The sequence below is a fragment of the Rhodoferax sp. GW822-FHT02D07 genome (assembly GCF_058802405.1).
The window spans coordinates 94,061-115,908 of sequence record NZ_JBXAOD010000002.1; the positions used below are offsets into that span (position 1 = coordinate 94,061).

Annotated in this window: 17 protein-coding genes and 1 tRNA gene; 14 read left to right on the plus strand and 4 right to left on the minus strand. The window is 62.4% G+C overall.

Annotated features, from left to right (window positions below; all coding sequences use genetic code 11):
• Window positions 1-5: 5 nt before the first annotated feature.
• A tRNA-Ser gene (locus AC1RNN_RS05140) sits at window positions 6-95 on the plus strand.
• Between the two features lie 43 nt (window positions 96-138).
• Here AC1RNN_RS05140 and AC1RNN_RS05145 read toward each other — a convergent pair.
• Together AC1RNN_RS05145 and AC1RNN_RS05150 are read right to left on the minus strand one after the other, a co-directional pair.
• Window positions 139-1,047 (minus strand): SPFH domain-containing protein, encoded by a 909-nt coding sequence (locus AC1RNN_RS05145; protein WP_493088058.1) that lies wholly within the window; start codon window positions 1,045-1,047, stop codon window positions 139-141.
• A 12-nt stretch (window positions 1,048-1,059) separates the two neighbouring features.
• Window positions 1,060-1,485: an NfeD family protein gene (locus AC1RNN_RS05150; RefSeq protein ID WP_493088056.1), complete on the minus strand. Its 426-nt coding sequence runs from the start codon at window positions 1,483-1,485 to the stop codon at window positions 1,060-1,062.
• A 133-nt stretch (window positions 1,486-1,618) separates the two neighbouring features.
• On the opposite strand from AC1RNN_RS05150, the gene AC1RNN_RS05155 reads away from it, so the two are divergent.
• Window positions 1,619-3,889: an Orn/Lys/Arg family decarboxylase gene (locus tag AC1RNN_RS05155; protein WP_493088054.1), complete on the plus strand. Its 2,271-nt coding sequence runs from the start codon at window positions 1,619-1,621 to the stop codon at window positions 3,887-3,889.
• Window positions 3,890-4,035: 146 nt separating this feature from the next.
• Here the strand turns inward: AC1RNN_RS05155 and fabI are convergent, their stop codons facing one another.
• On the minus strand, window positions 4,036-4,824 hold the full coding sequence (fabI, locus tag AC1RNN_RS05160; RefSeq protein ID WP_493088052.1) for an enoyl-ACP reductase FabI: 789 nt from the start codon (window positions 4,822-4,824) through the stop codon (window positions 4,036-4,038).
• Between the two features lie 43 nt (window positions 4,825-4,867).
• On the opposite strand from fabI, the gene AC1RNN_RS05165 reads away from it, so the two are divergent.
• The 12 genes from AC1RNN_RS05165 (at window position 4,868) to AC1RNN_RS05220 (ending at window position 21,001) form a co-directional block, all read left to right on the plus strand.
• A complete protein-coding gene (locus AC1RNN_RS05165; RefSeq protein ID WP_493088050.1) occupies window positions 4,868-6,676 on the plus strand; it encodes an extracellular solute-binding protein in 1,809 nt (602 codons plus the stop codon).
• 99 nt (window positions 6,677-6,775) lie between these two features.
• On the plus strand, window positions 6,776-7,804 hold the full coding sequence (locus AC1RNN_RS05170; RefSeq protein WP_493088048.1) for a microcin C ABC transporter permease YejB: 1,029 nt from the start codon (window positions 6,776-6,778) through the stop codon (window positions 7,802-7,804).
• Window positions 7,805-7,807: 3 nt separating this feature from the next.
• Entirely contained in the window at window positions 7,808-8,869 is a 1,062-nt protein-coding gene (locus tag AC1RNN_RS05175) for an ABC transporter permease (RefSeq protein ID WP_493088046.1), read from the plus strand.
• Window positions 8,866-10,467: an ABC transporter ATP-binding protein gene (locus AC1RNN_RS05180; protein WP_493088044.1), complete on the plus strand. Its 1,602-nt coding sequence runs from the start codon at window positions 8,866-8,868 to the stop codon at window positions 10,465-10,467. The genes AC1RNN_RS05175 and AC1RNN_RS05180 overlap by 4 nt, the downstream gene beginning before the upstream one ends.
• Window positions 10,468-10,610: 143 nt before the next feature.
• Entirely contained in the window at window positions 10,611-11,204 is a 594-nt protein-coding gene (gene rimP / locus AC1RNN_RS05185; RefSeq protein ID WP_493088042.1) for a ribosome maturation factor RimP, read from the plus strand.
• A gap of 75 nt (window positions 11,205-11,279) precedes the next feature.
• Entirely contained in the window at window positions 11,280-12,776 is a 1,497-nt protein-coding gene (nusA, locus tag AC1RNN_RS05190) for a transcription termination factor NusA (protein ID WP_493088040.1), read from the plus strand.
• A gap of 24 nt (window positions 12,777-12,800) precedes the next feature.
• A complete protein-coding gene (gene infB, locus AC1RNN_RS05195) occupies window positions 12,801-15,683 on the plus strand; it encodes a translation initiation factor IF-2 (RefSeq protein ID WP_493088038.1) in 2,883 nt (960 codons plus the stop codon).
• A gap of 6 nt (window positions 15,684-15,689) precedes the next feature.
• Window positions 15,690-16,061, plus strand: coding sequence for a 30S ribosome-binding factor RbfA (gene rbfA / locus AC1RNN_RS05200; protein WP_493088037.1), 372 nt, complete (start codon window positions 15,690-15,692; stop codon window positions 16,059-16,061).
• A 4-nt stretch (window positions 16,062-16,065) separates the two neighbouring features.
• Window positions 16,066-17,067, plus strand: a complete 1,002-nt coding sequence (gene truB, locus AC1RNN_RS05205; protein WP_493088036.1) for a tRNA pseudouridine(55) synthase TruB — start codon at window positions 16,066-16,068, stop codon at window positions 17,065-17,067.
• A 14-nt stretch (window positions 17,068-17,081) separates the two neighbouring features.
• On the plus strand, window positions 17,082-18,905 hold the full coding sequence (gene typA / locus AC1RNN_RS05210; RefSeq protein WP_493088035.1) for a translational GTPase TypA: 1,824 nt from the start codon (window positions 17,082-17,084) through the stop codon (window positions 18,903-18,905).
• A 114-nt stretch (window positions 18,906-19,019) separates the two neighbouring features.
• Window positions 19,020-19,892 (plus strand): DMT family transporter, encoded by an 873-nt coding sequence (locus tag AC1RNN_RS05215; RefSeq protein ID WP_493088034.1) that lies wholly within the window; start codon window positions 19,020-19,022, stop codon window positions 19,890-19,892.
• Window positions 19,889-21,001, plus strand: a complete 1,113-nt coding sequence (locus tag AC1RNN_RS05220; RefSeq protein WP_493088032.1) for an enoyl-CoA hydratase/isomerase family protein — start codon at window positions 19,889-19,891, stop codon at window positions 20,999-21,001. The genes AC1RNN_RS05215 and AC1RNN_RS05220 overlap by 4 nt, the downstream gene beginning before the upstream one ends.
• 15 nt (window positions 21,002-21,016) lie before the next feature.
• Here the strand turns inward: AC1RNN_RS05220 and AC1RNN_RS05225 are convergent, their stop codons facing one another.
• Entirely contained in the window at window positions 21,017-21,841 is an 825-nt protein-coding gene (locus AC1RNN_RS05225; RefSeq protein ID WP_493088030.1) for an anti-sigma factor family protein, read from the minus strand.
• Between the last annotated feature and the right edge of the window lie 7 nt (window positions 21,842-21,848).

Genomic DNA, 21,848 nt, shown 5'->3' on the forward strand with positions numbered 1-21,848 from the left:
GCTCTGGAGCGGTGGATGAGCGGTTTAAGTCACACGCCTGGAAAGCGTGCGTGGGGTAAAACCCACCGCGGGTTCGAATCCCGCCTGCTCCGCCAGATAAGACAAGCCCGTAACGTGCAAACGTTACGGGCTTTTTCTTTACTTGTTGCTCTGGACCATCTTCATCGCAGTGGCAATGAGGGTGGACACCTCGCTCATATTGCCGGGGATGATCAGGGTGGTGGTGGCGTCGGCTGCTACCTTGCCGTAGGCGTCCACCGCCTTTTCGGCCACCTTGAGTTGCACGGCCTGTTCGCCCCCGGGCTGGCGAATCGCGGTTGCCACGCGTTCAATGGCCTGGGCCGTGGCTTCGGCCACAGCTGTGATGGAGGCCGCTTCGCCCTGGGCCTGGTTGATGGCGGCCTGCTTCTCACCTTCGGAGCGGGCGATGAAGGCTTCGCGTTCACCAGTGGCGATGTTGATCTGTTCCTGGCGGCGGCCCTCGGAGGCTGCGATCAGGGCGCGCTTTTCACGCTCGGCGGTGATCTGGGCCTGCATGGCGTGCAGGATTTCCTTCGGGGGCGTCAGATCTTTGATTTCGTAGCGCAGCACCTTGACGCCCCAGTTCAGCGCGGCTTCGTCAATGGCGGCCACGACCTGGGCGTTGATGATGTCGCGCTCTTCAAAGGTCTTGTCCAGCTCCAGCTTGCCGATGACGGAGCGCAGCGAAGTCTGGGCCAGTTGCGAGATGGCGACGATGTAATTGGACGAGCCGTAGCTGGCGCGCATGGCATCGGTCACCTGGAAATACAGGATGCCGTCCACCTGTAGTTGGGTGTTGTCCTTGGTGATACAGACTTGGCTTGCAATGTCGAGTGGAATTTCCTTCAGCAGGTGCTTGTAGGCCACCTTGTCGACAAAAGGTACCAGGATGTTGAGCCCCGGCGTGAGGGTGCCGTGGTACTTGCCCAGGCGCTCCACCACCCAGGCGTGCTGCTGGGGCACGACCTTGACGGAGCGGATGACGAAAATGAGTGCGATGACCAGAAGAACGAGTGCGATTTCCATGGTGGTTCCTGTTTAGGCTTTGTCGACGAGCAGGCGGTTGCCTATGAGTTCTGCCACCCGGTGCGCTCCGGGGGCGGGGCTGACACCGGCGCGGTGCATGGCGGTCCATTGCGCGCCGCGGTACTGCACATAGGCGGTGCCGTCGGCGTTCCAGGCGCTGACTTGCACGGTTTCGCCGATGTCCATATTCACGTTGGGATTGGCCTGAGCGGGAGGCTCGCTGCGGCTGCCGGTGCGTTTGAAGTGCCAGGCCACCACGGCACCGCCGCCAACCAGGGCAGCAAACACCAGCTGCAGGGGCAGGCTCAGGCCCAGATGGCCCGCCAGTGCGGCTGCGGCGGTCCCCAGCGCCAGCATGAGCAGGTAAAAGGTTCCGGTCAGCAGCTCCAGCACCACCAGGGCACCGGTCGCCAGCCACCAGAGGGTGGGTTGTGACATGGGGGAGGCCTCCTTTGTATTGATGACGCCACATTGTGGGCCAAATGCATGACCCCGCCATAACGTTGCCGCCAGAAGTCCTTACACTTCGCGCCTGTTTTGCCTTTTTTAGCCCGTCCGTTGGAGCCTTTCGATGAAGTTTCGCTTTCCCATCATCATCATTGACGAAGATTTCCGCTCGGAAAACACGTCAGGCTTGGGCATCCGTGCCCTGGCGCAGGCCATCGAGTCGGAAGGCTTCGAGGTGCTGGGGGTGACCAGCTACGGGGATCTGAGCCAGTTCGCCCAGCAGCAAAGCCGCGCCAGTGCCTTCATCCTGTCCATCGACGACGAGGAATTCACTCCTGGCCCGGATCTGGACCCGGCGGTGCTGAATCTGCGCCATTTCATCGAGGAAGTGCGTCGCAAGAATTTGGATGTGCCGATCTACGTGTACGGCGAAACCAAGACCAGTCGCCACATTCCCAACGACATTCTGCGCGAGCTGCATGGCTTCATCCACATGTTTGAAGACACGCCCGAGTTCGTGGCGCGCCACATCATCCGTGAGGCCAAGGGTTATCTGGAGAGCGTCCAGCCCCCGTTCTTCAAGGCGCTGCTGGATTACGCTGAAGACGGTTCCTACAGCTGGCATTGCCCGGGGCACTCCGGTGGCGTGGCCTTTCTGAAGAGCCCCGTGGGCCAGATGTACCACCAGTTCTATGGTGAAAACATGCTGCGTGCCGACGTCTGCAACGCGGTGGAAGAATTGGGCCAGCTGCTGGACCACAACGGTGCGATTGGCGCCTCCGAGCGCAACGCGGCGCGCATTTTCAATGCCGACCATTGCTTCTTTGTGACCAACGGCACGTCCACCTCCAACAAGATGGTTTGGCACCACACGGTGGCGCCCGGCGACATCGTGATCGTGGACCGCAACTGCCACAAGTCCAACCTGCACGCCATCATCATGACCGGGGCCATCCCCGTGTTTTTGAAGCCCACGCGCAACCACTTCGGCATCATCGGCCCCATCCCGCAAAGCGAGTTCGAGCCCGAAACCATCCGCGCCAAGATCAAAGCCAACCCGCTGCTCAAGGGTGTGGACGCCAAGAAGGTCAAGCCTCGCATCCTGACGCTGACACAGAGCACCTACGACGGCGTGCTCTACAACACTGAAACCATCAAGACCATGCTGGACGGTTATGTGGAGAACATCCACTTCGACGAAGCATGGCTGCCGCACGCCGCCTTCCACCCGTTCTACGGCACCTACCACGCCATGGGCAAGAATCGTGCGCGCCCCAAGGAAGCCGTGGTCTACAGCACCCAGTCCATCCACAAGCTGCTGGCCGGTATCAGTCAGGCCAGCCACGTGCTGGTGCAGGACTCGCAGACGGTGAAGCTGGACAAGCACCTCTTCAATGAGGCCTACCTGATGCACACCAGCACCAGCCCGCAGTACAGCATCATTGCCAGCTGCGACGTGGCCGCCGCCATGATGGAGCCGCCCGGCGGCACCGCGCTGGTGGAGGAAAGCATTGCCGAGGCGCTGGACTTCCGCCGTGCCATGCGCAAGGTGGACGAGGAGTATGGCGACGACTGGTGGTTCAAGGTCTGGGGACCGGACAAACTGGCCGACGAAGGCATTGGCAAGGCCAGCGACTGGATCATCAAGGGCGAGTCCAAGACGGCCAAGGCCAACTGGCACGGCTTCGGCAAGCTGGCCAGCGGCTTCAACATGCTGGACCCGATCAAGTCCACCATCGTGACACCGGGTCTGGACCTGAACGGCAAGTTTGCCAAGACCGGCATTCCGGCGTCCATCCTGACCAAGTTCCTGGCCGAGCACGGCGTGGTGGTGGAAAAGACCGGCCTGTACAGCTTCTTCATCATGTTCACCATCGGTATCACCAAGGGCCGCTGGAACAGCATGCTGACCGCGTTGCAGCAGTTCAAGGACGACTACGACAAGAACCAGGCGATGTGGCGCATCATGCCGGAGTTCTGCGCCAAGCACCCCCGCTACGAGCGCATGGGCCTGCGCGACCTGTGCCAGCACATCCACCAGCTGTATGCCAAGTACGACATCGCCCGCCTGACCACCGAGGTTTACCTGAGTGACCTCGTGCCGGCCATGAAGCCCAGCGATGCCTACGCCCACATTGCCACGCGCAAGACCGAGCGTGTGGAGATCGATCACCTGGAGGGCCGCGTGTCGGTTGGCATGGTTACGCCGTACCCGCCCGGCATCCCACTGCTGATCCCCGGCGAGGTGTTTAACAAGAAGGTGGTGGACTACCTGAAGTTCTCGCGCGAGTTCAACGCGCAGTGCCCCGGCTTCGAAACCGATGTGCACGGTTTGGTGAGCGAAGTGGGCGAGGATGGCAAGGTGCGCTATTTCGCCGACTGTGTGAAGAAGTAATCCACCAGGGGCTCAGCCTCCTGAAAGAAAAAAGGCGCCAGGGTTTGCACCCCGGCGCCTTTTTGTTTGCTATTGTTTTTCTAGCTGCTCGCGCAATATTGACGGGGGATGGTGGCCTATTTGACTCCTAATGCCCTCGAGCAAAGTTATGCCAGATCGGTCGTCACGCCCATGGTCTGGCTGTAGCCGCCGTCCACATAGGTGATCTCGGCGGTCACGCCGCCGGCCAGGTCGCTCAGCAGGAAGGCGGCAACATTGCCGACGTCCTCAATCGTCACGTTGCGGCGGATGGGGGAGGCGTCGGCCACCGTGTGCAGCAGCTTGCTAAAGTCCTTGATGCCGCTGGCGGCCAGGGTCTTGATCGGGCCGGCGCTGATGCCGTTGACGCGCACGCCCTTGGGGCCCACGGCTTCGGCAAGGTAACGCACGCTGGCTTCCAGGCTGGCCTTGGCCAGGCCCATGGTGTTGTAGTTGGGGATGATGCGCTCCGCGCCCAGGTAGGTCAGTGTCAGCAGCGCGGCCTTGTCGTTCAGGTAGGGCAGGGCGGCCTTGGCCATGGCGGGGAAGCTGTAGGCGCTGATGTCGTGCGCGATCTTGAAGTTTTCGCGGGTCAGGCCGTCGAGGAAGTTGCCGGCAATCGCTTCGCGCGGCGCAAAGCCGATGCTGTGTACGAATCCGTCAAAGGTGGGCCAGTGGGTGGACAGGTCCTTGAAGAGCTGTTCGATCTGCTCGTCGTTGCCCACGTCGCAGTCAAACACCAGCTTGGAATCGAAGTCGGCCGCGAACTCGGTGATGCGATCCTTGAAGCGCTCGCCCACGTAGCTGAAGGCTAGCTCGGCGCCTTGCTCCTTGCAGGCCTTGGCGATGCCGTACGCAATGGAACGGTTCGACAACACGCCGGTGATCAACAACTTCTTGCCTGCTAAAAAGCCCATAGTGTCCTCATGAAAAATGCTTGGTCTGGTGCAGAATTGTCGCATGCGAATTCGGGTCATTCTTGCCGCGCTGCTCGGCGGCGTTTATGTGCTGCCTGCCTGGGCCGCCCATGGCTATGCGCTGTGGGGCGATCTCAAGTATCCGGCTGGTTTTGCGCAGTTTGACTACGTGAACCCGCAGGCGCCCAAGGGCGGCGAGCTGCGCCTGGTAAGCAATCTGCGCGTCTCCACCTTTGACAAGTACAACCCCTTCACCATCAAGGGCACGGCACCCGCTTACCTCAGCGGCCTGATGTTCGACACGCTGCTCTCCGGCTCGCTGGATGAGACTGCTGCGGGCTATGGCCTGCTGGCAGAAGACGTGAGTGTGGCCGCCGATGGCCTGAGCGTGACCTTCCGCCTGCGCAAAGAAGCACGGTTCCACAACGGAGACCCGGTGCTCGCGCGCGACGTGAAGCACAGCTTCGATACCTTCATGGGCCCCTTCACCTCGCCGGCGTACAAAAGTGTGCTGGACGATGTGGCGGGCGTGGATGTGCTGGACGCCACTACCGTGCGTTATCGCTTCAAGAAGCCCAACCGGGAATTGCCGCTCACCGTGGGTGGCCTGCCCGTGTTCAGCCACCGCTGGGGCGAGGAGGGCGGCAAAGCCAAGCCCTTCGACCAGGTGGTGATGGATATTCCCATCGGCAGCGGGCCCTACAAGATTGGTCCGGTGGTGTTCGGCAAGGACATTACTTATGTGCGCGATGCCAACTACTGGGCGCGCGACCTCAATGTGAAGCGCGGCAGCGCCAACTTCGACCGCATCACCGTCAAGATTTACAAGGACAACACGGCGCGGCTGGAAGCGCTGAAGGCGGGCGAGTTTGACCTGATGCGCTTCTTCTCGGCCGGTGACTGGGCGCGCCGCGTCAACGGCCGCAAGTTTGACAGCGGAGAACTCGTCAAGACCGAGTTCAAGCACCGCCTGCCCACGGGCTTCCAGAGTTATGTACTGAACACCCGGCGTCCCAAGCTGCAGGACCTGCGTGTACGCCAAGCGCTGGGGCTGGCACTGGACTACGAATGGATGAACCGCCAGATGTTTTATGGCGCCTACCAGCGCGTGCAGGACCTGTTTGGCAACACGGATTGCCAGGCCACGGGTGAGCCCTCCACCGACGAACTGGCGGTGCTGGAGCCTTGGCGTAGCAAGGTGCCTGCTACCGTCTTCGGCCCCATGGCCGTGCCGCCCCGCACCGATGGCGACCACAGCCTGCGCGACAACCTGCGCCAGGCGCAGCAGCTGCTCAAGGATGCGGGCTGGACCTACCGCGACGGCGCACTGCGCAATGCCCAGGGCGATGCACTGGAGCTGGAATACTTGGATAGCGCTGAAACCGGTGTGCGTACCGTCGCACCCTGGGTGCGCAATCTGGAGAAGATTGGCGTCAAACTCAACTTCCGCCCCGTGGACTTTGCGCTCTACCAGCAGCGCCTGCAGAAGTTCGAGTTCGACATCACCTCCATCGCCTACGGCGGTACCCACAACCCGGGTCAGGAATACGCCGACATGTTCGGCAGCAAGGCGGCCGATACCGAAGATTCGGGCAACCTGGCCGGCATCAAGAGCCCGGCTGTGGACGCTCTGGTGACCCAGATCACTGGCGCCAAGCGCAAGCAAGACCTACTGCCCGCCTGTCGCGCGCTGGATCGCGTCATCATGCACAGCCACATCCTCATTCCCCAATGGTCCGCCGGCACGCACCGCCTGGCCTACAACGCCTGGCGCCTGGACAAGCCGGCCCAGATGCCGCCCTACGCGCAGGGCGAGGGCTGGGCCATAGACACCTGGTGGGCCAAAGAATGATGCCCCCACGCTCCGCCGCTGCGCGGGTCGCTGCCCCCCGAGGGGGTCCTCACGCCTTGGGGTGGCCCGGCGGCGCTCGACCCTTCGCATAATCAGCGCATGCTCTTCTACTCTCTCAAACGCTTGGCCCTGATGCTGCCCACGCTGTTCGGCGTGCTGTTGCTCACCTTTGTGGTGATCCAGTTCGTGCCCGGCGGCCCGGTGGAGCAGTACCTGGCCGAGGCCAAGGCCGGTGCGGGCACCGGTGGTGACGGCAGTGCTTTCAGCTACCGCGGCGCGCAGGGTGTGGACCCCAAGCGCCTGGAGCAGGCCAAGGCGCTCTACGGCTTTGACAAGCCAGCTCCCGAGCGTTTCTGGCAGATGCTGGTGCAGTTTGCCCAGTTCGACTTGGGCAAGAGCTTTTTTCACAACAAGAATGTCTCGGCGCTGGTGTGGGAAAAACTTCCGGTCTCCATGAGCCTGGGTCTGTGGACTTTTTTCATCAGCTACCTGATTGCGGTGCCCCTGGGGGTTGCCAAGGCGGTGCGCGCGGGCTCGCGGTTCGATTTGGCCAGCAGCGTGCTGGTGCTGGTGGGCTATGCCATCCCGGGTTTTGTGCTGGGCGTGGCCTTGCTGGTGATTTTTGGCGGGCAGCTGCAATGGTTTCCCCTGCGCGGACTGACCTCGGCCAACTGGGAGCAACTCAGCTGGGGCGGCCGCATCGTGGACTACCTCTGGCACATCGCCATGCCCGTCACCGCCATGGTGGCCGGCAGTTTCGCCGTGACGGCCATGCTGACCAAGAATGCCTTTCTGGAGGAAATCCGAAAGCAGTACGTGCTGACCGCGCGTGCCAAGGGCCTGTCCGACCGCCAGGTGCTGTGGAAGCATGTGTTCCGCAATGCGCTCATCCCCATCATCACTGGCTTTCCAGCCGCCTTCATTGGTGCTTTCTTCACCGGTGCTCTGCTTATCGAGACCCAGTTCTCGCTGGATGGCCTGGGCCTGCTGAGTTACGAGAGCGTGATCCGCCGTGATTACCCCGTGGTCATGGGCACGCTGTACCTGTTCACCCTGATCGGCCTGGTCACCAAGCTGCTGTCCGATCTCTGCTACGCCTGGGTCGACCCCCGCGTCACGTTTGACTGAACCATGGTGCCCGAGTCCCCACCCATCGCCCCCGCGCTGCCAGCCAGCAGCCCCAGCCGCCGTGCCTGGCGGCGCTTCAGCCGGAACCGCCTGGGCTTTGCCAGCCTGATCCTGTTCTGTGTACTGGTGCTGTTCAGCCTGGCCGCCGAGTTGGTTTCCAACGACAAGCCCTTGGTCGTGGTCTACCAGGGCCAGACCTACTGGCCCCTGGCGCGTGACTACCCGGAAACCACCTTCGGCGGCGACTTCGCCACGCCCACTGACTATCTGGACCCCTTTATCCAGCAGCGCCTGGCCGAGCCCGGCAACTGGGCCCTGTTTGCTCTAAACCGCTACGGCCCCAAGACGCTCAATTACTTTGCCAAGTCCCCAAACCCGGCCCCGCCCAGCGCTGATAATTGGCTGGGCACGGACGACCGTGGTCGCGATCTGCTGGCGCAACTGCTGTACGGCTTTCGCGTGAGTGTGCTGTTCGCGCTGGCGCTGACCTTTACCGGCGTGGTGCTGGGCGTGATCACCGGCGCCGTCCAGGGCTTCTTTGGCGGCAAGACCGATCTGGCCTTCCAGCGCTTCATCGAAATCTGGAGCTCCATGCCCGAGCTCTACCTGCTCATCATCTTCAGTGCCATCTTTGCGCCCAGCATCACGCTGCTGCTGGTGTTGCTGAGCCTGTTTGGCTGGATGGGGCTGTCCGACTATGTGCGTGCCGAGTTCCTGCGCAACCGGCAGATGGACTATGTGCGCGCCGCGCGGGCGCTGGGCGTGTCCAACTGGAAAATCATCACGCGCCATGTGCTGCCCAACAGCCTGACACCTGTGGTCACCTTTTTGCCATTCCGCATGAGCGGCGCCATCCTGGCGCTCACTTCACTGGACTTTCTGGGCCTGGGCGTTCCGCCCGGAACGCCGTCTCTGGGCGAATTGCTCTCGCAGGGCAAAAACAACATCGATGCCTGGTGGATCTCCCTGTCCACCTTCTATGTGCTGGTGTTCACGCTGCTGCTGCTCACCCTGATGGGCGACGCGCTGCGTGATGCCCTGGACCCCCGCAAACAAGACACATGAGCACCTCTTCCCCTCTTCTGGATGTACAGGGCTTGCGCGTGGCTTTTGGCGGGCGCGAGGTCGTGCACGGCGTGGACTTCCATATCGCCCCGGGTGAAAAGCTGGCCTTGGTGGGTGAATCCGGCTCGGGCAAGACCGTTACCGCGCTGAGTTTGCTGGGCCTGGCCCAGGGCGCGCAGGTGCGGGGGCAGGCACATTTCGGCCAGGCGTCCCCCGTCAATCTGCTGGACCTGCCGGAGCAACGCTTGCGCGGCATCCGCGGCGAGGAGATCGCCATGATCTTTCAGGAGCCCATGACGGCCCTGAATCCGGTGCTGACCATTGGCGAGCAGATCGCCGAGATTTTGAGGCTAAAACGGGGTCTGCCCCCCGTGGAATCTGCGCAAGAAGCTATTCAATTGATAGCAGATACCGGCATTCCCGAGCCCGCCCGCCGCTTCAAGGCTTACCCCCACCAGCTCTCGGGCGGGCAGCGCCAGCGCGCCATGATCGCCATGGCGCTTGCCTGCCGTCCCAAGCTGCTGCTGGCCGACGAACCGACCACGGCGCTGGATGTGACGGTGCGCCGCCAGATCCTGGACCTGCTGGAGCAATTGCAGCAGCAATATGGCATGGCCGTGCTGCTCATCACCCACGACCTGAACCTGGTGCGCCAGTTTGCCCAGCGGGTGGCGGTGATGGAAAACGGCCATCTGGTGGAGCAGGGCGCCGTGGATCAGGTGTTCGCCCAGCCGCAGCATGCCTACACCCGCCGCCTGCTGGCCAGCCGCCCGGTGCGCGATGTGTTGCCGGCCCGTGCGGATGCGGGCGTGGTGTTGGAAGGCAAGGGCGTGCGCGTGAGCTACCCGGTGCCACAGGGCGGCTGGCGTGGCTGGTTCCGCTCCGGCGCCTTTGTGGCGGTGCAGGGCGCTGATTTCAGGCTGCCAGCCGGCCAGACCCTGGGCGTGGTGGGCGAGTCGGGTTCCGGCAAGTCCACGCTGGCCCTGGCGGCTTTGGGGCTGCAAGCGTTTTCGGGGGACGTTGCCGTCCAGGGGCAAGCCTGGGGGCGGGGCGCGGTCGCGGACCGCGCCTTGCGCCGGGTTGTGCAAGTGGTGTTCCAGGATCCTTTTTCTTCCTTGTCGCCGCGGCTGACCGTGGGAGAAATCGTCGAAGAAGGCCTGCTGGTGCATGCGCCCACGCTCTCGGCGGATGCACGCCGCACGCGCGCCAGTACCATGCTGCAGACCGTGGGGTTGACCGAGGCCCAGTTCCCAGGCCTGCTGGAGCGCTACCCCCACCAGTTTTCCGGCGGCCAGCGCCAGCGCATCGCCATTGCCCGGGCGCTGGTGGTGGAGCCGCAGGTACTGGTGCTGGATGAGCCCACCAGTGCGTTGGACGTCACCATGGCCCAGCAAATCCTGCAGCTCTTGCAGCGTTTGCAGGCGGAACGGGGCCTGTCCTACCTACTGATCACCCACGATGTGGGCGTCATCCGGGCCATGGCGCACCACGTGATGGTCATGCAGACGGGCCAGATCGTGGAAAGCGGCCCCGCCGAACAGGTGCTGGAGGCTCCCCAGCACGCCTACACGCGCACCCTGCTGGCGGCAGCCGATTAATTCCTTACGAATCAAGGCACTTAACACAGTTTTGGAGTACAATCCAAAGCTCACGACCAAACGGGCGGGTAACTACCGCCCGTTTTTTTTGGTCGATTGTTTTTCATTCACGCTTTTTTCACTCTTAGGCAGGCATTACAGACGTGGCATTACAGGACATCGTTGCGCAAACCGTGGCAGGACTGGGATATGACCTAGTGGAGATAGAACGCTCCGCCGGTGGCCTGCTGCGCATCACCATCGATCTGCCCTGGACTGCCCCTGTGGAGGGCGTGCCGGCCGATGAGCAATTCGTGAATGTCGAGGACTGTGAAAAGGTGACGCGCCAGCTGCAGTTTGCGCTGGAGGTGGACGGTGTCGAATACAAGCGGCTGGAGGTCTCCTCGCCCGGTATTGACCGCCCCTTGCGTCACGTCCAGGATTTCGAGCGCTTTGCGGGGCAGGTGATCGACATCACCCTCAAGGCGCCTCTGGGGGCAGCGGCCAATGGCCAGGTCAATGCCAATCGCAAGAAATTTCGCGGCACGCTGGAGCGTGTTCCGGCGGCCGACGGCACGGTGGGCTGGCAAATCGTCTGGAGCGATGCGCCTGAACCCAAGCCCGGCCAGAAAGTCAGCAAGAAACGTGTGCCCCCGCCGCTACAGGCCTTGGGCTTCACGTTTGACGAGCTGCGCGATGCGCGCCTCGCCCCGATCGTGAATTTCAAGGGCCGCGGCAACGCCGGTTCTGCGGAGTAGGTGGCGGCCTGCTGACGGCAGGCACGTCCCCTCAGTGAGTTTTGTATTGATTAGAGTGTTCAGGAGAGTCATGGCATGAATCGCGAACTGTTGATGCTGGTGGAAGCAATTTCCCGAGAAAAAAACGTGGAACGTGACGTGGTGCTGGGCGCTGTGGAAGCAGCGCTGGCCCAGGCCACCAAAAAGCTGTACCCCGGCGAAGTGGATATCCGCGTCGCCCTGGACCGTGACAGCGGCAACTACGAAACCTTCCGTCGCTGGCACGTGGTGCCTGACGAGGCGGGGCTGCAGTTGCCTGACCAGGAAATTCTGCTGTTCGAAGCCAAGGAACAGATTCCTGACATCGAAGTCGACGAGTACATCGAAGAGCCCGTGGCCTCCGTGCCAATTGGCCGTATTGGCGCCATGGCGGCCAAACAGGTCATCCTGCAGAAGATCCGCGACGCCGAGCGCGAAATGCTGCTCAACGACTTCATGTCGCGTGGTGAAAAGATCTTTGTGGGCACCGTCAAGCGCCTGGACAAGGGTGACATCATCGTGGAAAGCGGCCGTGTCGAAGGCCGTCTGCGCCGTGGCGAGATGATCCCCAAGGAAAATCTGCGTACCGGCGACCGCGTGCGCGCCATGATCATGGAAGTGGACCTGACGCTGCGTGGCGCCCCCATCCTGCTGTCGCGTTCTGCCCCTGAGTTCATGATCGAGCTGTTCCGCCAGGAAGTGCCTGAAATCGAACAAGGCCTGCTGGAGATCAAGTCCTGCGCCCGCGATGCTGGCTCCCGCGCCAAGATCGCGGTGCTGTCGCACGACAAGCGCGTTGATCCCATCGGTACTTGCGTGGGTGTGCGCGGTACCCGTGTCAACGGCGTGACCAACGAGCTCGCTGGCGAGCGCGTGGACATCGTGCTGTGGTCTGAAGATCCCGCACAGTTCGTCATCGGCGCCTTGGCTCCTGCCAACGTGTCCTCCATTGTGGTGGACGAAGAGCGCCACGCCATGGACGTGGTGGTCGACGAGGAAAACCTGGCCATCGCGATTGGCCGTGGCGGTCAGAACGTGCGTCTGGCCTCCGAGCTGACCGGTTGGAAGATCAACATCATGGACGCTGCGGAAAGCGCGCAAAAGCAAGCCAACGAGACCGACTCCGGCCGCAAGCTGTTCATGGAAAAGCTGGACGTGGACGAGGAAATCGCCGACATCCTGATCGCCGAAGGCTTCACCAGCCTCGAAGAAGTGGCCTATGTGCCGCTGCAGGAAATGCTGGAGATCGAATCCTTTGACGAGGAAACCGTGCACGAGCTGCGCAACCGAGCCAAGGATGCGCTGTTGACCATGGAAATCGCCCATGAGGAGAGCGTGGATGAAGTGTCCCAGGACCTGCGTGACCTCGCGGGCCTCACTCCCGAATTGATCGGCAAACTGGCTGACGGCGGCGTGCATACCCGCGACGAACTGGCCGACCTTGCCGTGGATGAATTGACAGAAATTACAGGCCAGTCTGCGGACGAGGCCAAGGCCCTGATCATGAAGGCGCGCGAGCATTGGTTTACCAATGATGCCGCTTCTCAAGAGTAACGGTCATGAAAGGTTACACACAATATGTCCAGTACGACCGTTGCCGAGTTTGCCAATGAACTCAAGAAATCTACCGACACCCTGCTCGATCAGCTGAAATCCGCTGGCGTTGCCAAAAGCGCCGCCACGGATGTCCTGACCGATGCTGACAAACACAGCCTTTTGAACTACCTGCAAAACAGCCACGGCACCGCCAGCCCGGAGCGCAAGAAGATTACGCTGGTCAAGAAACAGACCACAGAAATCAAGCAAGCCGATGCCACCGGCAAGGCCCGCACCATCCAGGTCGAAGTGCGCAAGAAGCGCACTTTTGTGCGCCGCGATGATGGCGTAGAACAGGTGGAAGGCACTGAACAGGAAGCCCTGGCTGCAGCACCTTCCGCGCCCGTGGTGGACGAGGCCGAACTGGCCCGTCGCGAGGAAGAGGCACGCCGTCAGGCCGAGCTGATCCGTCGCCAGGAAGAAGAGCTGGCGCAGCGCCGCCGTGAGCGCGAAGAGCAGGAAGCCCGCGCCGAGGAAGCCGCTGCCACTGCCGCCGCAGAAGCTGCTGCAAAGGCGGCGGAAGCCGCACGCCAGGCACAAGCCAGCTCGCAGGCAGCGTCTGCTGCTGCGGATACGCAGGCCGCCGAAGCCGCTGCCAAGGCGGCTGCGCAGGAGCGTGCCGCCGCCGCTGCTGCGGCGTCCAAAGCCGCCGCCGCCGAAGAAGCCAGCCGCGCCGCTGATTTGGGAGACCGCCGCCGCAAGGCTGAGGCCGAAGCCGCTGCTATTCGCCAGATGATGTCGGCACCCAAAAAGGTGCTGGTTGCCAAGAAGCCTGAAGAGGCCAAGCCCGTTGCGGACGCCAAGACTGGCATGAAGGGCACGCTGCACAAGCCTGCCGCTGGTTCTGCTGCTGCCAAGACCGGCAAGCCTGCCGCTGGCGCTGCGCCTTCCGGCAATGCCGGTCCGGGTGCAGGCAAGGAAGTCAAGTCCGCCAAGCTGTCCAGCAGCTGGGCGGGAGATCCTGGCAAGAAGAAGGAACTCAAGACCCGTGGCGACACGGGTGCCGGTGCCGGCCGTTCTGGCAACTGGCGCGCAGGCCCCAAGGGCCGCCGTGGCAACGACCGCGATCGTGATGACCAGCACAGCCAAGCCACGCCGGTGGAAGCGCGTGTCATTGAAGTGCACGTGCCGGAAACCATTACCGTGGCCGAGCTGGCCCACAAGATGGCGATCAAGGCGTCCGAAGTCATCAAGTCGCTCATGAAAATGGGCCAGATGGTGACCATCAACCAGCCGCTGGACCAAGACACCGCCATGATCGTGGTGGAAGAAATGGGCCACAAGGCTATCGTGGCTGCGCTGGACGATCCCGAAGCGTTCACCGACGACGAAGTGCAGGGCCAGGAAGCCGAGGCACTGCCGCGCGCACCTGTGGTGACCGTGATGGGCCACGTGGACCACGGCAAGACCTCGCTGCTGGACTACATCCGCCGTGCCAAGGTTGCAGCGGGCGAAGCCGGCGGTATTACCCAGCACATTGGCGCCTACCACGTGGAAACCCCGCGCGGCATGGTGTCCTTCCTGGATACCCCGGGTCACGAGGCGTTTACCGCCATGCGTGCCCGTGGTGCGCAGGCAACCGACATCGTGATTCTGGTGGTGGCGGCCGACGACGGCGTAATGCCCCAGACCAAGGAAGCCATCAAGCATGCGAAGGCGGCCGGCGTTCCTCTGGTGGTGGCCATTACCAAGTCCGACAAACCCGATGCCAACCCTGAGCGCGTGAAGCAGGAGCTGGTGGTCGAGGAAGTCGTGCCTGAAGAATACGGCGGTGATTCTCCGTTCGTACCCGTGTCTTCCAAGACCGGTATGGGCATCGACGCGCTGCTCGAACAGGTGTTGCTGCAAGCCGAAGTGTTGGAACTCAAGGCCCCGGTCGAAGCCATGGCCAAGGGCCTGGTCATCGAAGCCAAGCTGGACAAGGGCCGCGGTCCCGTGGCCACGGTGTTGGTCCAATCCGGTACCCTGAAGACTGGCGACGTGGTGCTGGCAGGCCAGACTTATGGCCGCGTGCGCGCCATGCTGGACGAAAACGGCCACAAGATCGATAGCGCTGGTCCTTCCATCCCGGTGGAAATCCAGGGTCTGACCGAAGTGCCGCAGGCCGGTGACGAATTCATGGTGATGTCCGACGAACGTCGCGCCCGTGAAATTGCCACCTACCGCGCCGGCAAGTTCCGCAACACCAAGCTGGCCAAGCAACAGGCCGCCAAGCTGGAGAACATGTTCTCCGACATCGGCGGTGGCGACGTCAAGATGCTGCCCATCATCGTCAAGGCCGATGTGCAGGGTTCGCAGGAAGCGCTGGCTACCTCGCTGCTCAAGCTCTCGACCGACGAGGTCAAGGTGCAGATGGTGTACTCCGCCGTGGGCGGTATCAGCGAGTCCGACATCAACTTGGCGATCGCCTCCAAGGCGATCGTGATCGGCTTCAACACGCGTGCCGATGCCGGAGCGCGCAAGCTGGCCGAAGGCAATGGCGTGGACATTCGCTACTACAACATCATTTACGACGCAGTCGATGAGTTGAAAGCAGCCATGTCCGGCATGCTGGCGCCCGAAAAGCGCGAAGAGATCATCGGTATGGCCGAGATCCGCACCGTGTTCGTGGCTTCCAAGATCGGTACGGTCGCGGGCTGTATGGTCACCAGCGGCATGGTCAATCGCAACGCGCATTTCCGCCTGTTGCGCGACAACGTGGTGATCTACACCGGCGAGTTGGACTCCTTGAAGCGCATGAAGGACGATGTGCGTGAAGTCAAGGAAGGCTTCGAGTGCGGTATCAAGCTCAAGAACTACAACGACATCAAGGAAGGTGATCAGCTGGAGTTCTTCGAGGTCAAGGAAATCGCGCGTACGCTGTAATCCGCCATGGTCAAAAAGAAGTCATCCACCCCCAACCGCAGCTTTCAGGTTGCCGACCAGATCCAACGCGATCTGTCGGAGTTGATCGCGCGCGAGCTGAAAGACCCGCGTGTTGGGATGGTGACCCTCCAGGCTGTGGAGGTGACGCCGGATTACGCGCATGCCAAGGTGTTCTTCAGCCTGCTCGTCGGTGATCCGGTGCAGACGGCAGAGGGTTTGAACCAGGCGGCGGGCTTTTTGCGCGCCGGCTTGTTCAAGCGCCTGCATATCCACACCGTGCCGACACTGCATTTCATCTTTGACCAGACCACGGAGCGTGCGGCCGACATGAACGCGCTGATTGCGCGCGCCGTGTCGTCCCGCGCCAAAGAGGACTGAACACATGAACGCGCCACGTGCACGGGTTGCAAGGCGCCCTGTGCATGGGGTGCTGTTACTGGACAAGCCGATTGGCCTGTCCAGTAACCAGGCTTTGCAGAAAGCCAAATGGCTGCTGCGCGCAGAAAAGGCGGGCCATACGGGGACGCTGGACCCGCTGGCCACCGGCGTGCTGCCGCTGTGCTTTGGCGCAGCGACCAAGTTCAGCCAAATGCATTTGGACGCCGACAAGGCCTACGAGACGATGGTCCGTCTGGGTGTGAAGACCAGCACGGCGGATGCCGAGGGTGATGTGATCAGCGAGCGGCCGGTGTCGGTGACACCTGCACAGCTGGATGCCGTGGTGCAGCGTTTTACTGGGCCAATTGCCCAGGTGCCGCCCATGCACAGTGCGCTGAAGAAAGATGGGAAGGCCCTGTACGAGTACGCCAGGGCCGGAGTGGAAGTTGAGCGCGAGCCGCGCCACGTGACGATTTATGCATTGAAAGTGCTTGAGAGCCTTGTGGATAGTGCGCAACCAGCTATCAAATTGGTAGTGGAGTGCAGCAAGGGAACGTACATCCGCACGCTGGGTGAAGACATTGGTGAGGCCTTGGGCTGCGGGGCCCACCTCAGCGCGCTGCGGCGTATTCGCACGGGCGGCTTCGGCACGGCCCAGTGCATCACGCTGGAGGCGCTGGAGGCCATGAGCGAAGCCGAGCGGCTGGCCTGCCTGCTGCCGGTGGATGCGCTGTTGCCCACGCATGTGCCTGTCACACTGGACAGCGAGAATGCGGCACGGTTTTTGAGTGGAATGCGCAGGCGCGGCCCTTGGCCCGATGCGGACCATGTGGCGGTGTATGCGGCGGGCTCTCGGGCTTTGCTGGGCACTGCCCACATCAAAGCGGGTGAGCTGATTCCTGTTCGGCTGCTCAGCCCGCTGGAGATCAGTGAGACCCAGGCCCAGACAGTGGCCGTGGATGAGAGTTTGAAACGCGTTAATGAAACCTTGGCCCTCGGGGCGTAAGCAGAAAGTGAACCATGAGTAAACAAATCCGAAACATCGCCATCATTGCCCACGTGGACCATGGCAAGACCACCATGGTGGACCAGCTGCTGCGCCAGTCCGGTACCTTTGCCGAGCACGAAAAAGTGGTCGATACCGTGATGGACAACAACGCGATTGAAAAAGAGCGTGGCATTACCATTCTGGCCAAGAACTGTGCCGTGAGCTGGGAAGGCACCCACATCAACATCGTCGACACCCCCGGACACGCGGACTTCGGCGGTGAAGTGGAACGTGCCCTGTCCATGGTCGACAGCGTGCTGCTGCTGATCGATGCGCAGGAAGGCCCCATGCCCCAGACCCGCTTCGTGACCAAGAAGGCGCTGGCCCTGGGTCTGCGTCCCATCGTTGTGGTGAACAAGGTGGACAAGCCGGGTGCCAACCCCGACAAGGTGGTGAACGCAGCGTTCGACCTGTTCGACAAGCTGGGCGCCACCGATGAACAGCTCGATTTTCCCGTGGTTTATGCCTCGGGCATCAACGGCTGGTCCTCGCTGGAAGAGGGTGCTCCTGGTGAGCAATGGGGCCCGGACATGTCGGCCCTGTTCAACACCATCCTGAAACACGTGCCACCGAACTCCGGCGACCCCAAGGCACCCCTACAGCTGCAAATTTCCGCGCTGGACTTCTCCAGCTTCGTGGGCCGTATCGGTGTGGGCCGTATCAGTCAGGGCACGCTCAAGCCTGCCCAGGACGTGGTGGTCATGGAAGGCCCGGACGGCAAGGCTGTGAAGGGCCGTATCAACCAAGTATTGACATTCCAGGGTTTGGACCGCATGCAGACCCCCGAAGCCGGCCCTGGCGACATCGTGCTGATTAACGGGATTGAAGACATCGGTATCGGCGTGACCGTGACCGACCCTGCCAACCCCCAGCCTCTGCCCATGCTGAAAGTCGACGAGCCTACGCTGACGATGAACTTCTGCGTGAACACGAGCCCGCTGGCTGGCCGCGAAGGCAAGTTTGTGACGAGCCGCCAGATCTGGGATCGTCTGCAAAAGGAACTGCAACACAACGTGGCGCTGCGCGTGAACGAAACCGATGAAGAAGGCGTGTTCGAAGTGCTGGGCCGCGGTGAATTGCACCTGACCATCCTGCTGGAAAACATGCGCCGTGAAGGCTACGAAATGGCCGTGTCCAAGCCACGTGTGATGTTCAAGGACATCAACGGCGAGAAGCACGAGCCCATCGAAATGGTGACCGCTGACATCGAAGAGCAGCACCAGGGTGGTGTGATGCAGGCGTTGGGCGAGCGCAAGGGCGAACTGGTGAACATGGAACCGGACGGCCGCGGCCGTGTGCGCCTGGAATACCGCATCCCGGCCCGTGGCCTGATTGGTTTCTCCAATGAATTCCTGAACCTGACCCGTGGTTCGGGCCTGATCTCCAACATCTTTGAAGGCTACGAGCCGCACAAGGGTGACATCGGCGGCCGAAAGAACGGCGTGCTGATCTCCATGGACGACGGTGAAATTTTCACCTACGCTCTGGGCAAGCTGGACGACCGTGGCCGCATGTTTGTGAAGGCGAACGACCCCGTGTACGAAGGCATGATTGTGGGCATCCACAACCGTGACAACGACCTGGTGGTGAACGCTACGCGTACCAAGCAGCTGACCAACTTCCGCGTGTCCGGCAAGGAAGACGCGATCAAAATCACGCCTCCGATCGAACTGACGCTGGAGTACGGCGTGGAATTCATTGAGGATGACGAGCTGGTCGAGATCACGCCCAAGTCTGTGCGTCTGCGCAAGCGCCACTTGAAAGAGCACGAGCGCAAGCGCGCGAGCCGCGAGTAACTGGCCCCCACGCTCCGCCGCTGCGCGGGTCGCTGCCCCCCGAGGGGGCTAATTTCCCTTGGGGCTGCCCGGCGGGAAATTGCCCCTTCTCTGCATATCGCACAGGCGATTTTTATGAAACTCACGCACAACCGCGCCATCTTCCTGATGGTCGCGGTGACCTTGATGTGGTCCACCGCCGGGGTGGTTACACGGCACCTGGAATTTGCGCGCAGCTTTGAAGTTACCTTCTGGCGCGCGTTTTTCACGGTCATCAGCCTGATGGTGATCCTGCCCTTTGTGCGCGGGCGCGATGTGTTCCACAAGATCCGCCATGCGGGTCTGTTCTTCTGGCTCTCCGGCCTGTGCTGGAGTGTCATGTTCACGGCATTCATGGTCGCGCTCACGCTCACCAGTGTGGGCAATGTGCTGGTCACCATGTCGGTGGGGCCCTTGCTTACCGCGCTGATTGCGCGCGTGTTCATTGGTCACCGCGTGCCGCCGCGCACCTGGGTGGCCATCGTTGTGGCCGGGGCCGGGATTGTCTACATGTATGCCTCGCAGCTGGGTTCCGTGTCCCTGCTGGGCACGCTGGTGGCCCTGTGCGTGCCCATTGCCGGCGCCACCAACTGGACAGTGACCCAGCATTCGCATGACCAGGGCCACGATGTGGACCTGATGCCCGCTGTGTGGGTGGGGGCAGTGATTTGCTGCATCGTGACTTTGCCACTGTCTTTCCCCCTGCAGGCCAACGCGCACGACATCACCTTGCTCGGCTTTTTGGGCGTGGTGCAGCTGGCTGTGCCTTGCGTGCTTAGCGTGCGCTGCGCCCAGATCCTGAAGGCGCCCGAGATTTCCCTGCTGCAACTGCTGGAGGTGATCTTTGGCATCCTGCTGGCGTGGCTGGGCGCCAATGAAGTGCCGGCCAGCCCGGTGCTGTGGGGTGGGGCGCTGGTGATTGGCGCCCTGGTGGTGAACGAAGTGATTGGATGGAGAGAACGCGCATGACAGCCCAAACCCTGAACGAGGACCTCATCACCGAAGTGCGCGGCCAGGTCGGCCTGATCACGCTGAACCGCGCCAAGGCACTCAACGCCCTGAGCCTGGGCATGGTGCGCAGCCTGACGGCGACACTGCTGGCCTGGAAAGGTGACGCGGCCATCAAGGCTGTGGCGATCCGTGGCAGCACCAAGACTGGTGTGTTTGGCGGCTTTTGTGCCGGTGGCGATATCCGCTTCTTCCACCAGGCGGCCCTGGCCGGCAACCCGGCGCTGGAAGACTTCTTCACCGAAGAGTACGCACTCAACCACCTGATTCACCACTACCCCAAGCCCTACATCGCCTTCATGGACGGTATCGTCATGGGCGGCGGCATGGGGATCAGCCAAGGTGCCTCGCACCGACTGGTGACCGAACACACCAAGATGGCTATGCCGGAAACCAACATCGGTCTGTTCCCAGACGTGGGTGGTGGCTACTTCCTGAGCCGTTGCCCGGGGCGTACTGGCGAATGGCTGGCGCTGACGGGTGATGTGATCGATGGTGCCACCGCCGTGACGTTGGGCTTGGCTGACAAGCTGGTGGATGCGGCGCGCCTGCCCAAGGCTTGGGAGGCATTGGTGGCGCTGGACTGGTCTTCCGCCAATCCGCTGGACCCTTGGCTTGCTACATTTTCAGGAGCTGCTCGCGCAGATTCCATGGGGGCCAGAGGCCAAATTGACGAGTATTTCGCGCTGGACAGTGTGCCTGCCATCGTGCTGGCGCTTGAGGCAGACCGCAGCGATTGGGCGCAGCATACGGCCGCCACGCTGCGCAAGCGCTCGCCGCTGATGCTGCATGTGGTGCTGGAGCAAGTGCGCCGCGCGCGGGCCACGACCTTGGCGGACGACTTGCGCATGGAGCGCGACATGGTGCGCCACTGCTTCTTCACCCAGCACCTGGGCCGATCGGGCGCAGGCAGTGAAACCGTGGAAGGCATTCGTGCCCTCGCGGTGGACAAGGACCATGCGCCCCGCTGGAACCCCGCGCGCATTGAAGAGGTGACGCCAGAGATGGTGGCGCCGTTCTTTGCCAGCCCTTGGCCGGCAGCCGCCCATCCGCTGCGCGATCTGGCCTGAGCCAGCCCGCAGCCTTCAGAGCTGCTGGTACACCGCCTGGGCCAGTTGCATGAGCTTGTCGCGTGCGACAGGCCCGCTCAGGGCGTAGCCAAAGCCTTGCTCCACCCAGTAGAAACTGGAGATGGGGCCTTCATTGGCGAAGCGGAAGGCGGACTCTTGGGCGTTCACGTCGGCGTTTTCGCCCTTGACGGCGCCCAAGTACAGCGTTAGCCGTTCACCAGCCGTGTTCTGGAACATGAACTGGGCCCGCACAGCGGCATCTCCGGCTTCGCCAGGCAGCAGGCGGCCGCCCACAAGCTCAAAACCCTGCGCTGTCAGGTCTGGCACCTTGAGCGGACGCCCCAAGCGTTTGGACAGCCATTTCACCAGATGTTCCTGCTCGGCGCTGCCCACCTCGACCGGGTGGCGTACCTCGGGGGCATAGACCGCATGGGCCAGGCTGGCCTGGCGCACAAAATCGGCTGCCGGCTTGCGCTGTGCCAACTGCGACTGCAGCTCGGCCTTGCGCCATTGGCCGTGGCCCAACCAACCCACCGCAAACGAAAGCAACACACTGGCTGCCAGACCGCCCCAGCGCCATGGCGCCGACGCAGCCCGACCGGAATCGGCCCCCAGTGCCGCCTGGGTCAGGTGCGCGGGTGGTGCTTCTTGCAATACCTCAGCGTGCAGGCCCTGCAGCAGGGCGCGCTGCTGCCGCCAGCGGGCCACAGTCGCCTGGGCCTGCGGGTCGTGCGCCAGCAGGGCCTCCGCCGTCGCGCGCTGGGTGGCGTCCAGACGGCCATCGACCATTGCGTGAAGCGTCTCTTCCGTCAGCATGGAGGGGGAGGGCGGGGTCGTCATATCGGCT

What these genes read in the sequence shown, in the direction of transcription:
- AC1RNN_RS05145 (WP_493088058.1), bottom strand. Translation starts at nt 1,047, where the DNA reads ATGGAAATCGCACTCGTTCTTCTGGTCATCGCACTCATTTTCGTCATC.
- AC1RNN_RS05150 (WP_493088056.1), bottom strand. Translation starts at nt 1,485, where the DNA reads ATGTCACAACCCACCCTCTGGTGGCTGGCGACCGGTGCCCTGGTGGTG.
- AC1RNN_RS05155 (WP_493088054.1), top strand. Translation starts at nt 1,619, where the DNA reads ATGAAGTTTCGCTTTCCCATCATCATCATTGACGAAGATTTCCGCTCG.
- fabI (WP_493088052.1), bottom strand. Translation starts at nt 4,824, where the DNA reads ATGGGCTTTTTAGCAGGCAAGAAGTTGTTGATCACCGGCGTGTTGTCG.
- AC1RNN_RS05165 (WP_493088050.1), top strand. Translation starts at nt 4,868, where the DNA reads ATGCGAATTCGGGTCATTCTTGCCGCGCTGCTCGGCGGCGTTTATGTG.
- AC1RNN_RS05170 (WP_493088048.1), top strand. Translation starts at nt 6,776, where the DNA reads ATGCTCTTCTACTCTCTCAAACGCTTGGCCCTGATGCTGCCCACGCTG.
- AC1RNN_RS05175 (WP_493088046.1), top strand. Translation starts at nt 7,808, where the DNA reads ATGGTGCCCGAGTCCCCACCCATCGCCCCCGCGCTGCCAGCCAGCAGC.
- AC1RNN_RS05180 (WP_493088044.1), top strand. Translation starts at nt 8,866, where the DNA reads ATGAGCACCTCTTCCCCTCTTCTGGATGTACAGGGCTTGCGCGTGGCT.
- nusA (WP_493088040.1), top strand. Translation starts at nt 11,280, where the DNA reads ATGAATCGCGAACTGTTGATGCTGGTGGAAGCAATTTCCCGAGAAAAA.
- infB (WP_493088038.1), top strand. Translation starts at nt 12,801, where the DNA reads ATGTCCAGTACGACCGTTGCCGAGTTTGCCAATGAACTCAAGAAATCT.
- rbfA (WP_493088037.1), top strand. Translation starts at nt 15,690, where the DNA reads ATGGTCAAAAAGAAGTCATCCACCCCCAACCGCAGCTTTCAGGTTGCC.
- truB (WP_493088036.1), top strand. Translation starts at nt 16,066, where the DNA reads ATGAACGCGCCACGTGCACGGGTTGCAAGGCGCCCTGTGCATGGGGTG.
- typA (WP_493088035.1), top strand. Translation starts at nt 17,082, where the DNA reads ATGAGTAAACAAATCCGAAACATCGCCATCATTGCCCACGTGGACCAT.
- AC1RNN_RS05215 (WP_493088034.1), top strand. Translation starts at nt 19,020, where the DNA reads ATGAAACTCACGCACAACCGCGCCATCTTCCTGATGGTCGCGGTGACC.
- AC1RNN_RS05220 (WP_493088032.1), top strand. Translation starts at nt 19,889, where the DNA reads ATGACAGCCCAAACCCTGAACGAGGACCTCATCACCGAAGTGCGCGGC.
- AC1RNN_RS05225 (WP_493088030.1), bottom strand. Translation starts at nt 21,841, where the DNA reads ATGACGACCCCGCCCTCCCCCTCCATGCTGACGGAAGAGACGCTTCAC.